The 14955-nt window shown below is 42.4% G+C and carries 14 protein-coding genes; 9 read left to right on the forward strand and 5 right to left on the reverse strand.

Translation table 11 applies throughout. The features are described 5' to 3' along the window. Positions 1-611: 611 nt before the first annotated feature. Entirely contained in the window at positions 612-3176 is a 2565-nt protein-coding gene (locus F0228_RS00405) for an ATP-binding protein (RefSeq protein ID WP_171761798.1), read from the forward strand. Between the two features lie 73 nt (positions 3177-3249). On the opposite strand, the gene F0228_RS00410 is transcribed toward F0228_RS00405, so the two are convergent. From F0228_RS00410 to F0228_RS00420, 3 genes are all read right to left on the reverse strand, one after another. Then, positions 3250-3486 (reverse strand): hypothetical protein, encoded by a 237-nt coding sequence (locus F0228_RS00410; protein WP_061031252.1) that lies wholly within the window; start codon positions 3484-3486, stop codon positions 3250-3252. Between the two features lie 165 nt (positions 3487-3651). Beyond that, a complete protein-coding gene (locus tag F0228_RS00415; protein WP_105057980.1) occupies positions 3652-4278 on the reverse strand; it encodes a D-Ala-D-Ala carboxypeptidase family metallohydrolase in 627 nt (208 codons plus the stop codon). A 140-nt stretch (positions 4279-4418) separates the two neighbouring features. Further along, positions 4419-4733, reverse strand: coding sequence for a DUF496 family protein (locus tag F0228_RS00420; RefSeq protein WP_004742367.1), 315 nt, complete (start codon positions 4731-4733; stop codon positions 4419-4421). Between the two features lie 195 nt (positions 4734-4928). On the opposite strand from F0228_RS00420, the gene F0228_RS00425 reads away from it, so the two are divergent. The 5 genes from F0228_RS00425 (at position 4929) to luxQ (ending at position 10130) form a co-directional block, all read left to right on the forward strand. Next, positions 4929-5129 carry a hypothetical protein gene (locus F0228_RS00425; protein WP_008217256.1) on the forward strand — a complete coding sequence of 67 codons (201 nt, stop codon included), beginning with the start codon at positions 4929-4931 and terminating at the stop codon, positions 5127-5129. Positions 5130-5185: 56 nt separating this feature from the next. Beyond that, on the forward strand, positions 5186-5842 hold the full coding sequence (locus F0228_RS00430; RefSeq protein ID WP_061031250.1) for a YceH family protein: 657 nt from the start codon (positions 5186-5188) through the stop codon (positions 5840-5842). Then, complete coding sequence (locus F0228_RS00435; RefSeq protein WP_061031249.1) at positions 5843-6157, forward strand: GIY-YIG nuclease family protein; 315 nt, start codon at positions 5843-5845, stop codon at positions 6155-6157. Between the two features lie 308 nt (positions 6158-6465). Next, complete coding sequence (locus F0228_RS00440) at positions 6466-7560, forward strand: autoinducer 2-binding periplasmic protein LuxP (RefSeq protein ID WP_061031248.1); 1095 nt, start codon at positions 6466-6468, stop codon at positions 7558-7560. After that, positions 7560-10130, forward strand: coding sequence for a quorum-sensing autoinducer 2 sensor kinase/phosphatase LuxQ (luxQ, locus tag F0228_RS00445; RefSeq protein ID WP_171731341.1), 2571 nt, complete (start codon positions 7560-7562; stop codon positions 10128-10130). The genes F0228_RS00440 and luxQ overlap by 1 nt, the downstream gene beginning before the upstream one ends. A gap of 79 nt (positions 10131-10209) precedes the next feature. Here luxQ and F0228_RS00450 read toward each other — a convergent pair whose 3' ends face one another. After that, entirely contained in the window at positions 10210-10869 is a 660-nt protein-coding gene (locus F0228_RS00450) for a PilZ domain-containing protein (protein ID WP_171731342.1), read from the reverse strand. Between the two features lie 194 nt (positions 10870-11063). Between F0228_RS00450 and F0228_RS00455 the strand changes: the two genes are divergently transcribed. Next, entirely contained in the window at positions 11064-11414 is a 351-nt protein-coding gene (locus tag F0228_RS00455) for a HopJ type III effector protein (protein WP_061031245.1), read from the forward strand. A gap of 99 nt (positions 11415-11513) precedes the next feature. On the opposite strand, the gene F0228_RS00460 is transcribed toward F0228_RS00455, so the two are convergent. After that, the gene (locus F0228_RS00460; RefSeq protein WP_081090287.1) at positions 11514-11822 is read right to left on the reverse strand and encodes a DUF1289 domain-containing protein; all 309 of its coding nucleotides are present in this window, start codon (positions 11820-11822) and stop codon (positions 11514-11516) included. 158 nt (positions 11823-11980) lie between these two features. Between F0228_RS00460 and yegD the strand changes: the two genes are divergently transcribed. After that, a complete protein-coding gene (yegD, locus tag F0228_RS00465; protein ID WP_171731343.1) occupies positions 11981-13333 on the forward strand; it encodes a molecular chaperone in 1353 nt (450 codons plus the stop codon). A 492-nt stretch (positions 13334-13825) separates the two neighbouring features. Next, positions 13826-14899 carry a porin gene (locus tag F0228_RS00470; protein ID WP_116870890.1) on the forward strand — a complete coding sequence of 358 codons (1074 nt, stop codon included), beginning with the start codon at positions 13826-13828 and terminating at the stop codon, positions 14897-14899. Positions 14900-14955 lie beyond the last annotated feature (56 nt).

The raw sequence follows: 14955 nt of genomic DNA on the forward strand, positions 1-14955 counted from the left end.
TCAAGTTTTTCGCGTATGGAATGGCTATTGACTTTAATAATCTGTAGCACTTAATTTTCCCTAAAAAACACTCAAATCAAAATATCATATGTAATGAAAGTCATAGTTAACATTAAAAGTGTGATTAAGGGCTTAACTTACACGTGATTGGTAAACAATAGATGAGCTAATTCGCCGTTTTTGTTGTTCGACTTTTGAATAAGACATGATTGAGTGAAAAAAACGCAGAACGCAAACGATTGGATCTCACAAATTTAACGGAATTTTTGAGTTCGTTGGTCTCTTGGGCGGTTACTGACTGACTTTTGATGTGGACTGCCCAGTTCCATGGACTTGTTATGCGAGTGATAATAACTCGATTTAGCTGGTTTTAGCTCTTTTCACACTTCTTCCATTCAAACGTCTATTGTTCACTGTGTTCAATGTTATTGCTTATTTTGGGCTCAGAGTATCGTTTGTCCATATCCAATTTGATCAATAACCTTCTGTTAATGTCCTATTCTTAAACTGGGCTAGGTAAAATTACTTTCGGGAAGGGAGTAGTTATAAAAATGATAAACATGTCAATTAGATGGCGTCTTATTTTTCTTTCCACCGTTTCTGTACTCATCATGTTTGGGTTTACAGTGAATCAAGTGTTAAAGAATGACAAGAAGATGAATAACCTTGAGACCACACGCATTAAGGTTGAAGCTCTTCAATCTTTTAATACGATCTCAAGTGATGCTTATCGATGGTTGGTGCTGTCTAATGACTCTCCTGATAAAGGCCAGTTACTTTTAACGCTGCAATCCGAGTTGGGTCGGCTTAATCAGTATGGAATAAAACTGCAACAATCTGACTCCCATTGGAGTATTGAATCTCAGTTGATGGAGTTGAAAACGGTGCTGATGAGTTTGGCGAGCTCACCGGAAAACGCGGAAAATGAGCAATTGACTGAGCGCGCTTTTCGTTTGTTGAAAGATGTGTTGATGGAGCTATCTGAATTTCACATCGCTTTAGTCGATGGAAACATAGATCAAACTGAAGCCATGTTTATCCACCTCTCTAACTACGTGTTTTGGACTCAGCGAGAGGCGTGGTTAAGCTACAGTTTGTATCGCTCGCCCGAGCTAAGAAATCAATACTTATTGAGTTATGTAGGTGCGCTAGAGAGGCAGCAACAGTTGCTTGATACATTTTTCCGCTCTGATACTCGTTCACCTGAAATTAGGCAACTGCTAAACGCGGTCGCCAAAGATGATTTTCAAGCCAAATTTATATCTCGAATCCTCAAAGGCGATTTTTCATCACCTGAAATATACGAACACCTCAAAAGTTTGGAAATCAAAAAGCGAGCAATTTCCAAAGCGATTAGCAGTTATACTAAGCAGTTGCAGTTTGAGCTAACAAACAACATCGCACTACAGAAGCGACAAACATTGGTTATTTCCCTTCTGATTCTCGTTGTGTCTGGCGTGTTGTTGTGGCTTGGCGCCATGACTTCGATACACTTAAATCGAAACCTATCACTTATCTTAAAAGGGGTATCTGAGTGCGCTGATAGCGATGGTAAGCCCAAGATGATCAAAATTGATGGCAACGATGAGCTGGTTGAGTTTACCGATACGTTAAATCGAGTAATGGAACGTAACTATCAGCACAATCAAGAATTGGTTGAAGCCAAAGAAGATGCGGTTTCAGCGAATAAAGCGAAAAGTGCGTTTCTCGCCAATATGTCCCATGAAATTCGCACACCACTAAATGGGATTATTGGCATGGCGGAGATCCTGTCTCAGAGCAAACTGAGTCCCAACCAACAAGAGGTGCTTGGGGATATTGAGTCGTCATCGCACTCATTACTAGTGCTGTTGAATGACATTCTCGACTTGTCCAAAATTGAGTCAGGTAATCTCATGCTCTCTCCCCATAACGCTGACTTACGAGAAGCGGTCTATGACTCTGTGAGCGTGATTTTATCTAAGGCGATCAGTAAAGATATTGAGCTTGATGTAAACATTGACTCCCAGACCCCAGCACAGCTGTTTTTCGATGAATACCGTGTCAGGCAGGTGCTGACGAACTTATTGTCGAATGCCATCAAGTTCACCTCTAACGGTACCATCACAACGGACATCGCCTATACGCCAATGTCGATGGGTAGAGGTAAACTCGAGTGCAGTGTTTCGGATACAGGCATTGGTATTGAACCAGAGAAACTCGAGTCCATATTTGAGCCTTTTACCCAAGAGGATGGCAGTATCACGCGTCAGTTTGGTGGCACAGGGCTTGGGTTAGCAATCTGTAGGCAGCTTGTCGATTTAATGGGTGGATACATCACTGCCCGTTCAGTAAAAGGTGAAGGCTCTACCTTTACGTTTTGTCTGTATGTCGATGTGGTAGAGACGCAAGTTCAAAGCTTCGAAAATTTAAATCGTGCAACGATCATTTCCAACTCTTTTAACTATCTCGACCAGTTAGTCAAAGAGTGTGAGCGCCTCAATATAAAACCCAAGGTGGTTGGATCGATATCGTCGCTAGATGAAGAGATTAAAGAGAGCGACTTTGTCCTGTATTGCCATACCTTACATCACTCGTTGCAGAGTGATTTAGCAGCTTTGAAAACACAATACCCTTTAGACCGTGTGATTGTTTGTCAGCACCACTTATTCAAAACCAATCTGATTACAGAGTCTGTTCATTCAACTCATACACTGCCGTTCTTGGGGCGACGTTTCCTGAATAGTCTATTGTCTCTTGATGCGAATGAAGAACTGGTACCTGAAGCCAAATCAGAAAAAGAAGAAGTACGTCCTCTGAATCGACGTATCTTGATTGTCGAAGATAATTTAATGAATCAGAAGATAGCGAGCTTCTTTCTTGAACAAGCTGGTTATGAATATCTAATTACTAGTAATGGGCAAGAGGCGGTTGATGTTATCACTCAGGGCGCGCAATTTGATGCCGTGTTGATGGATTGCATGATGCCAGTCATGGATGGGATAACAGCGACCAGAGCAATCCGGCAGTGGGAGCTTGAACAACAAGCGACACCACTACCCATTATTGCTTTAACTGCAAGTGTGTTAGAAGAAGACATCAAAGATTGTTTTGATGCGGGCATGAATGCTTATTTACCTAAACCTTATAAATCTCACCAACTCTATGATCTGTTTAGCAGTCTTGATATTGTTTAATGGATATCTCACTCGAGGCTCAACAAGTCGTTGAGCTTTTTTGCTTTGAGTTTTAGAACGAATCTACCGATATTTAACGCACTTCCATTCCAAGGTTGTATTGCGCAAGGCATCGACCGACATAACTGATTTTGACGAAAGCCGCCACAATGATAGTGCTGATATGCGCAACGATCTGAATCGGCAATGAGAAATGGTCCGCCATTGGGTAAGCGATAATTATGCTGAGTAGCATAAGCAAGGTGGTGATTGCTAGGCTGAAGTTAGATACAGAAAGTAGAGTTTGAAAGCGTTGAGTCATCGTCTTCATATTGAATTCCTAGTTACTAATAGTTGTTTTGATATTTAACTATTAGCAATTAGTGGTCCAAGATTTAAAACTCTTGATTATCAGTGTTTTAACTTTAGGTTCCGCTCTTTTGTAGTCAAAAAGACACTTGCGATTTATGTGTCTTTTTGACTTTTAAGTGTATTTTTACCATTGTCTAAAACCACAAGTATCAATATGGAAACGAACACCAGAATACAAACCCAGACCAACGTTATTTTTCTGCCCAAACTCAGCATGAATTTTTTTGAGTTTTACGTGCAGTTGTTCTCGAGTAATGTCATTCGCTGGGACTAGGTCCAAGGCGCAGAATTCTAAGTGTTTACTTCGTAGTGCACCGCCAGCTTGTTGGTTATAGATTTGGGTTCGTTCACCGGACACAGGTATAACAACACCGATTTCAGGTTCAATGTATTGCTGAATATATTTCAATGTATTGATCATATTCGGCACGTTTTTCTTATCCGGAAGCGTAAACAAGGTGGTGTTGCTCATCGCCCAATCTGTTCCTTGTAGCAGTACCAGATGCAAAGGCATGCTTTGGGTGATTCCAGCATCTTTGAGCTGCTGTCCAATCTCTCTTACTTTGTCTTCTGCGTGATTAAGTAGCATCCAGCCTCGAAAGGCCGAGCGAGTCGGAACCTTGTAGCCATGAACGTCGACCACGAGATCATCGTAAGTGATTTCGGTCTCTTCGGTATACAGTCTTTCGAATTCTTCAGGATAGGGTTGAGTGCTTGATAGCGCTAAGGTAATCAGAATGATTGAGTACATATGGTGACTCCATTGCTTACGTTGGCTAGTGATACTTGATTCAATAAATGCGTAAGCTTAAGTATAGACACTGGAAATTATGTACAAAAAAACCCACTACAATGAGTGGGTTACTTAACAATTCATTCAATTTAATAAGATTACTTCTTACCTTGAATTTGCTTGTCTTCTTCAGTTAGTTCACGGATACGGCGGCTGATGTCGCGACGCGCTTTAGAAATCTCTGCGCTCTTAATGATGTGGTCATCAACACGGTCTTCGTAGTCAGCTTTCATGTTTTTGATAATGCCTAGGATCTCGTCGTGAGTCATCTCTGGCTTGATGTAATCAAGTAGGTTATCAAGAAGGTCAACACGCTTGCGGTTGTCACGAACTTTCTTTTCGTTGTCTAGAAGTTCACGCTTAAGTTTGTTCTTACGTCGTGCTTGGTTAACAATTTCAAATACGCTGCTCATAGATTCCTTTTCCTATTCGTCAAATACGTTGTCTGGTTCTGATTAAAGCACATCAATTGATGATGTAACAGTCTTTAGATCAAAGCAAAAGTAAGGTTGTTTAATTATTCGTCACTCTCGCCAATGTGTGATTGTTTTTATCTTACCGATCAAGTTAGTATCCCATGTAGATACTGCATTGATACGAAATGTGAAATGAATCAACAACAATTGGAAATCGAAGATTCGGGCGATAAAGTGACTGAATCTTCAGCAGAGCAAAACAAGCTTCGTGATGCGTATGTAAAAGAGCGTACTTATTTGGAAGTCGTGGAAATAGAGCTAAACCGTTCTAAGATCATAATGATTGATGAGCAGGGTAGAAAGAAGCGAGTACCAATTTTATCTGAGCACTAAACGTTGCATAAATAGGCGCTGAGACGAAATCACCAAAATAATAAAAAGGAATAACGATGAACACAGTACTTTCCCCAATTGAAGCGAGAATCATTGGCTGTTTGATCGAGAAAGAAGTCACGACTCCTGATCACTACCCGCTGACATTAAACAGCTTAACTACGGCTTGTAACCAGAAAAGTAACCGTGAACCTGTTCTCTCGCTGTCTGAATCAGAAGTATTAGATGCCGTTGACGGTTTGATTGCCCGTCGCATGGTGAGTGACGAAAGCAGCTTCAATAGCCGTGTGAATAAGTATCAGCATCGTTTCTGCAATACCGAGTTTGGTGACCTGCAATTTACAGAACAAGAACGCGCTATCATCTGCTGCATGTTATTGCGTGGTGCACAGACCCCGGGCGAATTACGCACACGAACGGGGCGTTTGGCGAACTTCAGTGATGTGAAAGAGGTGGACGCAACACTTGAGAAACTAGCGACACGTGAAGCTGGCGCTCTTGTGGTTAAATTGCCTCGTGAAGCTGGCAAGCGTGAGTCACGTTACCAGCATTTACTGAGTGGTGAAGTAGATGTAGAAGCGTTTGCGACGGCGCCTGCAAGTGTTGCTGTACCGGCTGCATCGAATGAGAAGCTGGAAGAGCTAGAGTCTGAAGTCGCAAGTCTAAGAGCTGAAGTCGCCGAGTTGAAAGCTCTGGTTGAATCTCTGCTATAAATGTCTGAATCTGAAAAAAACGCGGATTGGGTGGTGTACCTGATCCGCAATCGTCATAACGCTTTGTATTGTGGTGTCACTAATAATCTACAACGCCGATTCGAACAGCATCAAACTGGTAAAGGCGCTAAAGCCCTAAAAGGTAAGGGGCCGCTAAAGCTAGTTTGGAGTATGAACGTACAGTCAAAAAGTGAGGCACTAAAAACTGAATACGCGATCAAACAATTACCCAAACTGCGTAAAGAAAGTTTGGTATCACTCAAGCTGATGATTGAGTGGCAAGATGGCAGTATTCAATATAACGAAGTCTCATAATTCATACCTAAAATTGTCGTTGTTGATTAAATCTTAATAAGTGAAAGCTCGACGCTAAATTTTACTAAATGCCTGATTTTTAGATTGAAAATATAAAATCAATGATGTGTATCTACGCGCTTGATGTTCTAATCTTCCAATCATTAATCTCATTTGACATATTAGTCATTTAGAATGTCATTCTAATTAGTTTTAGCCGCTATCATTTATCCTCGTTGTCCTACATAATATCTTTCAGCCATCCAAAGAGGTGGTGTCATGCTAGGTTAAAAAATGAGCCAAAGTAGCTCATATAAAACGAGAAAAATATGAAACGTTTACTGATGTTGTTTGGACTTGCCGTATTTTCTGCGTCCGCTCTCTCCCATGGTACTCATGTCCTTAATGGATATTGGGAGTACCAAGAATATCTTTCTAACTTCCCAGAACAAAAAACCTTAACCGATAAGATGGTCGAGGCCGTAAAAAAACACCCAGTTCCGCTCGCGAAAGCGCAAGACGAGCCCATCACTATTTCCGTCGTTTATCCTGGGCAACAGATCTCTGATTACTGGGTTCGTAATATTCAAGCCTTTGAAAAGCGACTCGACAAGTTGAGAATAAACTACCAGATTAACCAAGTGTTTACGCGAGTGAATGCGGATCTCACTCAGCAGAGCATCTCGTTGCAAGAAGCCATTGAAAACAAGACTGACTACTTAATCTTCACACTGGATACCACGCGTCACCGCAAGTTTATCGAACATGTATTGACCTCAACAGAGACTAAGTTGATTCTACAGAACATTACGACACCTGTTCGTGCATGGGCTGACAGACAACCGTTTATGTATGTGGGTTTTGACCATGCAACTGGCAGTTTGAAGTTAGCGGATTACTTTAAAACTGCGAGTAAGCCAGGAAGCAAATACTCGGTTCTATACCGCTCAGAAGGCTATATCAGCGATGCGCGAGGTGATACGTTTATCCATGATGTGAATAGCGATACAAACTTTGCTTTAAAGTCGTCGTTTTACACCAAGTCAGATAAAGAGAGCGGTTATCAAGCCGCTAAAATCAGCATTGAGAACGATAAAGACCTAGACTTTATTTATGCCTGTGCAACTGATGTCGCTCTCGGCGCTGCAGATGCCATTCGTGAGTCTGGTCGAGATATCCTAGTGAATGGTTGGGGCGGCGGATCTGCTGAGCTTGAAGCCATTGCTAGAGGTGACCTTGATGTGACGGTTATGCGTATGAACGATGACACAGGCATTGCAATGGCAGAGGCGATTAAGTGGGACCTTGCAGGGCAACAAGTTCCTACAGTTTACTCAGGTGATTTTGAAGTGGTGACCAAGGAAGACTCACCAGAACGTATTTCTGAACTCAAACAGCGAGCATTTAGATACTCAGGTCAATAATGAAGAAAAGCTACGCCAATACTCCAAGGAACACCCTAGCCAAATTAATTACACGTATCATTATTTTAGTGATCGGGGTGATGGCGCTTGGCGTGCTTATTCATAACTACGAGACCAGTAGTAGTATTGTAAAACAAGAGACCAATAGAACGGTTAAGCAAACTTCTAGCTTGATCCAGAATATGTTTGATTACCGTTTGTCTGTGTTGCAAATTCACCAGGATAGTAGCTCGCACAGTGATACGCTACGTGAGTATTTTAAGACCAATGACGAAGAGGTACTTAGCTACTTTTTCTTTGGTGTCGACCAGCGTGAACCGGATCATGCGCCAGATCTTCGCTTTGTCTCTACTCATGACGGCTTAGCGTGGGAGGACGGTAACGGTCAGTTTTATGGCTTGGATGACAAAAGCCTGAAGCATATTTCTGAAGAGGTTTCGTTCAGTAGCAATTGGCACTTTATTCAACTGATGACGGATATAGGTAAGCGTCACTTGCTAGCTCGTCGTACTCCTATTGTTGACAGTAAAACGGGCGAAGTACTCGGACAGCTGTATATTGCCATTGTCCTTGATAATAATTTTTCTCTCGCAGAGTCTATCCAGCAGGGTAGTAACTGCGAAAATATCGTGATTGAAGCGCACGGTACGCCTGTCACTTCAACCTTCAGTGGTGATGAAAGTTACTCGATAACAGACATCCTCAATTACAGAATCTACGAGCAATTACCTCGTCATTTTGTCACTATCACCACGATTAAAATCAACGCGGTAGAAACGCCTCTTGTCATTCGTGCCGTTCAAAAGAACAGTAACTTCATCGCCTTAGAAGAAAACTATGAGCGTGCGATCATCGTTGTCATTGTTGTGATCGTTTTCATGTCTTTCTTTGCCCGTTCTTGGATTCAGAGAAGAGTTTCTGCTGAACTTGATAAGCTCATGGACTTCACTCGCTCAGCCAGTGATAGCGAAGAGTACAACAAATTTGATGGCTCTAATATTTTCGAGTTTCACCACATAGGCTGTACGCTTGAGGATACCTTTGAACGTCTATCTGAACAAAACCAAAAATTCCAAGACCTGTTTAACTTTGCTCATTCTCCCATTTTGGTTTGGTCTGAAAAAGGAGACTTGATTCAAATGAATCCAGCAGCGCGTATGGCGCTGTTTGATGAAGATGATAATTATGGTGCCGTCGCACATGAGTTCGAACACCGCATGCTGCCAAACATACAAATGGTGGTTCAAGGGGCCAAGTTGACGGGTATTAACGTACCGATTGGCGAAAAGGTGTTCCGTTGGAATATGTCGGCGATTCGGGTTGAACATGGCATCACAGGCGTCGTAGTACAAGGACAAGACATAACCAAGTTGGTTGAAGCGGAGAGACAAGCCGATCGTGCCAGAGAAGAGGCAGAGCATCTTGCGAACGTTCGTGCTGATTTCTTAGCAAAGATGAGCCACGAAATTCGTACACCACTTAACGGTATATTAGGCGTTTCTCAACTGCTCAAGCGTTCTGTGCACAGTGAAGATAACCGAGAGCAAGTTGATGTACTTTGTAACAGTGCGGAGCACCTGCTAGCGGTGTTGAACGATATCTTGGACTTTTCAAAGATCGAGCAGGGGCAGTTTAATATTCAGAAGAAAGACTTCCGCTTAGTGGAGTTGATTAACACTTTAGACAGTATTTATCGCCCCCTTTGTGAGGATAAATCGGTCACGTTTTCTATCGTTAATCACCTTGTTGATGACATTGAAATCAATACCGACCAAGTGCGTTTGAACCAAATTATGTTTAATTTGTTGAGTAACGCCCTAAAGTTTACGCATCAAGGTGGTATCTCCGTTAGCTTCGAACTTGAAAGTATCTTCAATACGAATAAAGCCAGCTTGATCGTTCGCGTGAAAGACACCGGCATTGGTATTGATGGGAGTAAAATTGATGCTGTTTTTGAACCCTTTGTCCAAGCCGAAGAAACGACAACACGGGAGTACGGCGGGACTGGGTTAGGGTTAACCATTGTTAAAAACTTGGTCGACATGCTGGAAGGCGATATTCAGGTTCGCAGTGCTAAAGATCAAGGCTCGGAATTCATCATCGAAATCCCAGTTGAACTGCACTCTAAGCCGCTAATTGATGTTAAGCAGCAAACAGGTATTGAACCTGAGGCGCTATTCGATCGCTCTTTGAAGGTGTTGCTGGTGGAAGATAACCACACCAATGCTTTCATCGCACAGGCTTTTTGTAAAAAATATGGCATGGTGGTGACCTGGGCGAAAGATGGTCTGGAGGCCATAGAGCTCGCAAAAGCAAACACTTATGACCTCATTCTAATGGATAATCAACTTCCTAACCTTGGCGGCGTTGAAACGACACAACAGTTGCGAGAGGAAATCGGTGTATTAGCCCCGATTTATGCGTGTACTGCAGATGCTCAAGAATCGACAAGGGATAGTTTTATGGCTGCAGGTGCCAACTATGTGATTGTTAAACCGATTAAAGAAGAGTCGTTGCATCAAGCTTTTGTTCATTTCAAAAAATCATACTGGGATCAAAACAGACTCTAGTTTTTCTTTAACTCTTTGAATGCAAGATTGTGCCACACCGAGCGGTGTCGAGCTCTGCATTCTGAACATCCGAGAACAACTATACAAAGCCAGCAACGAAAGCTTGTTCTAACAGTAATGTTTTAAGCTCATCACTCATGTCTAGGTGTTCAGGGAATTGAATTCCTAGTACCCAACCTTGGCCCTGTCTTTTCTTACTCACAACTTTGTAAACCAATTCACTATCTAAGTGCTCACTCAACATTGAATCCACCTTTACCTTCCATCCCACATCAATATCGGATTGTTGTGTAATGTAGATACCACAGCCGGAAACAGAGAAATCGACTAACACAGCGTTTAGCATCAAGGTGTCAAAGGTAACTTCGCAGTTGAGGCGCACTTTGTATCTTTCGTGTTCGCGGATTGGTTTTGTTGCAAAGCTCGTTGGCGGACGAAGAAATAGAAGATGCGCAGGGGAGGTGATATGAGCCAGTACATTGGTTTTGAAGGCGACGATGTGCCCAAGTTCTGTGTCTGTAATCGCTCGAACGATGATATCGACGTTGATGAGCTTTCTTAACGTCAGTGCCTCGGTCGCTTTTTGTGACAGTTCCAGGATAAGGTACTGCTCTTCTTTGTGCCCAATATATAGAGTACTGATCTGAATTGAGTCGTCGGGGCCAAACTCTAATACACCTGCTGTTTTTGTACCTGGTTTCAGGTATCTAAACAGTTCTACGTTTTTATCTTTATGCATATTTATCGATGAACAATGTTAACTGTCTGTTGAAATAATATAACGTCCTAATAAAGCTATGTCATTACTTTCATTAAGGAAATGAGGTTGGCGGGATGAAAACTAGAAACGGGTTGTTACTCAAACATTGGCTTACTCTTGTCGAAAAACACGTTACACTGCTATCAATAATTTACTCAATGGAGAAATGGTAAATGGAACTAGAAACCTTGTTAAACACCCTGTCTGAGTCCCCAGAGAATGTGCAGTTTGAAGATACGATGCAGGTGATTGAAGCACATTATGACTTTTGTGAATGTGAATTTCGCAACGGGGATGTCGTGAATGAGGCTGGACAGAACAACGGTTCGTGTAAAATTTTTGCGTTCGGCCAAGATCAAGGGCTTTCAGCAGAGCAAACACTCGCGTGTTTTGGTCAATACTACCGCAATGATGTACTAGGTTTCCCAGAGAATACTGATCACCAAAACATCCGTAACTTTATGATTCACGGTTGGGGTGGGGTGGAATTCTCCCAGCCAGCGTTGGTATTGAAGTCTAAGTAAATAGGTTTCACCGGCGAAGTAAATACTTACTTAACATTAAGACCCTGAAGCGAGATGAGTTTATCTCGCTTCAGATTTTATATCTTTCCATACGGCAGGCTACTGAATTGGCAATTCAGACAAGCATTTACGACACATACATACTCCAAACTTGGGTACAGAGCTCGTGTCTCTTTTCTCTAGCTCAAAGCACCAACAGGTCTCTTTACCGGCACTGATATCGCATTGAGCTGGCTCATTACATTGCGGACATTGGTGGGTAGAGCTAATACCACTAAGGTTATTCATCACAGACTCTCTTTCACTCTCAGATAAGCCTTTCCAACCTATAATTTCGTCCATGGTTCTGAAGCAGCCGCTACACATGCCACCATTATTTTTACAAGCCGCTCGGCAAGGTGTTTTCATCTATCTGACCCTTGATTGGTTTGGGCTGAAATGTAACACACTTGTATCTGTTTTAAGAGAAAACTCACTAAAAATTGACTCTGAAAAATAGTAAATGACCTCGTAATTGAAAGGCTTTTCATGTAGCATCTCGCCCCTTTTGTTGACTGGGGGATATTATGTTTATTGGATTTGATTATGGAACAGCAAACTGTTCTGTGGCTGCAATGGTCAATGGAGAACCAAGCTTGTTACCGTTAGAAGGTAGCAACCACTATATTCCCTCAACCGTATTTGCTCCTACTCGTGAGAGTGTATCTGAACATCTATTTCGCCACCTGAACATCAAGCCGAGCGATGCTGTCGGTGAGCAAGTGCTACGACGTGCAATTGCCTACAACCGCGAAGAGAGTATCGACCTTGTGCCAGAAGACATGGCATTTGGTCAGGCAGCGTTGGATCTCTACTTAGAAGACCCGCGTGATGTCTACTATGTTAAGTCTCCTAAGTCTTTCCTTGGCGCAAGTGGGCTACATGACGTTCAGGTCAGCTTCTTTGAAGATCTAGTATGCGCCATGATGGCGAACATCAAGCAGCAAGCTGAGCTCACTACTCAAGAACAAATCAAACAAGCGGTTATTGGTCGACCAATTAACTTCCACGGTCGAGGTGGTGAAGAGGCAAACAGACAAGCTGAAGCTATCTTATCTCGCGCTGCGAAGCGTGCAGGCTTCCTTGATATTGCCTTTCAGTTTGAACCCGTAGCTGCTGGCTTAGACTATGAAAGCACTTTGACCGAAAACCAAACAGTATTGGTGGTTGATATTGGTGGTGGTACGACCGACTGTTCTTTATTGGAAATGGGCCCGAGTTGGTCTGGGAAAGCGGACCGTAGCCGGAGCTTATTGGCACACAGTGGTCAAAGGGTTGGGGGGAATGATTTAGATATTTACCTCGCTTTCAAACAACTGATGTCACCTTTCGGAATGAGCAGTAAAGCCATTTCCGGTATTGATATGCCATTGACCCAATTCTGGAATCCAATTGCTATCAACAATGTAGAAGCTCAGAAGAATTTTTATTCTCGAGAAAACCTTGCAGCGCTTAAGTTACTTCGTAAAGAAGCCGCAGAGCCACAGAAGCTAGACCGTTTACTTAAGGTTTATCACGATACCTTAGGTTACGGCATCGTACGGAGAGCCGAAGAAGCCAAGATTGCATTAGCAGAATCTTCTCAGTATCGCGCTGCGATGAATGTTGCCTCCGAGTTGATAGAAGTCGATATCTCAGTTGAACAGATGGTCGATGCTATCGAAACGCCAAAGTCGAAGATGATTGAGTTGGTTAAAGAGGCCATTCAACAAGGTGAGAAAAAGCCAGATGTTATCTATATGACAGGGGGCTCGGCACGTTCGCCTATCCTTCGTGAAGCGGTTCAACAAGCCGTACCGAATGTACCGATTGTAAGTGGCAACTATTTTGGTTCAGTAACGGCGGGTTTGGCTCGTTGGGCTGAGGTGTGTTTCAAATAAGAGTTCAATGATGAGTTATGAAGGGCAACCAGTCGCTGATTGGTTGCCCTTTTTTGTATTCGCGAAGGCCAAATTAGTTAACGGAGTAGCTTCTCGGAATCTAAAGTCGAAATTAGTTTAGGAGCCTAAATATTTCGACCGAATTCTAGATGTTACAAAGTGTTTCAGTTTTGGGGCTGTGTGATGTATTGGTCTGATGAGTAGTTTTGGTGCTTTGATTTTTAATGCTTTTTTAGTGATTTAAAAAGCAAAAATAAGTTTCATTTTTTGTAAATAAATCACAATGAGGATTTGCTTATCCTAAGTTAAAATTTTGTTTTAAATTGATTTTTTGTTTTTTATAGCATTGCTTTCTTTATTTTATATATTTTAATGCAACTTTTTTGTCATTCATCGATTAGTGTTTGCCTACTTGTTAAATGCAGGTAACAACTTCTCCGTAAGCACGAGGTTGTTAGTGAATAACTCACCCAGCTACAAATGGATATGACAATGAATAAGAAACTTTTAGCGCTAGCGATTTCTGGTGCAGTATTTGGTACACAGGCAGTTGCAGTAGAACTTTACAACGAAGACGGCACAACATTCTCAGTTGGCGGCCACGTTTCAGTGAACGTTAATGGTTCAGAAGAAGGCGAGACTGATGTTGGTACTAACTCTCCACGTATCAACTTTAACGCTACTCAAGAATTAGGCAACGGCTTCACAGCTGACGCTAAAGGCGAATGGGCACTTAACTACCTAGATGGTGGTGATGAGACATTCACAACTCGTCTAGGTTACGTTGGTCTAACTCACGATGAGTTTGGTCGTGCAGTTGCAGGTACACAATGGTCTCCTTACTACGATGTAGCGGCAGCGACAGATATGCCAATCGCGTTTGCGAATGACTTCTTATACGACAACCACGGTGCTCTTGGTACTGGTCGTGCAGACAAAATGCTTAGCTACCGCAATGCATTTGAGCTAGGTGAAGCTGGTGAGTTTAGCTTTGGTCTAGGTTGGCAAGGTGACAACGATGTTACTACTGATACAGAAAGAAACGTTGGCGGTGTAATTGTTACAACTCGCTCAACTGTTTCTTACGGTGACCGTGTTCAAGCAACTCTTGGTTACTCTATTGCTGGCGTTAAATTAGGCTACGCATTCAACACTGGTGACTTCACGGATTCTGGTGTTTCTAAGACTGCTGAATCTCACCTAATATCTGCAGCATACGGTTCTTACGGCTCAGGTCTATACCTTGCTGGTATCTACGGCTTCAACGAGAATATGAATGCTGGCCTTGTAAGCGGTACTACTCTTGAAGAGAGCGATGCTTACGAACTATTAGCTGCATACGCTTTTGCAAACAGCCTAAACCTTAGCGTGAACTACGAAGTAGTTGAAGGCGAAGTATTCAAAGGTGGTACAACTACTACAGCTCGTGAAGAGCTAGCTCTACAAGCTGAGTACAACTTCACTAGCAACTTTGTAGGTTACACTGGTTACCAATTTGACCTAAACGATGACAACGGTCGCACTACTGATGACAAGTGGACTCTTGGTGCTCGTTACTACCTATAAGTCGCAGACTGATTTAGCATAGTGTTTACTCCTTAGGTTTACCTTTTAGGATACTG

This window comes from Vibrio sp. 99K-1, assembly GCF_013114585.1.
Taxonomy (GTDB): Bacteria; Pseudomonadota; Gammaproteobacteria; order Enterobacterales; family Vibrionaceae; genus Vibrio; species Vibrio chagasii_B.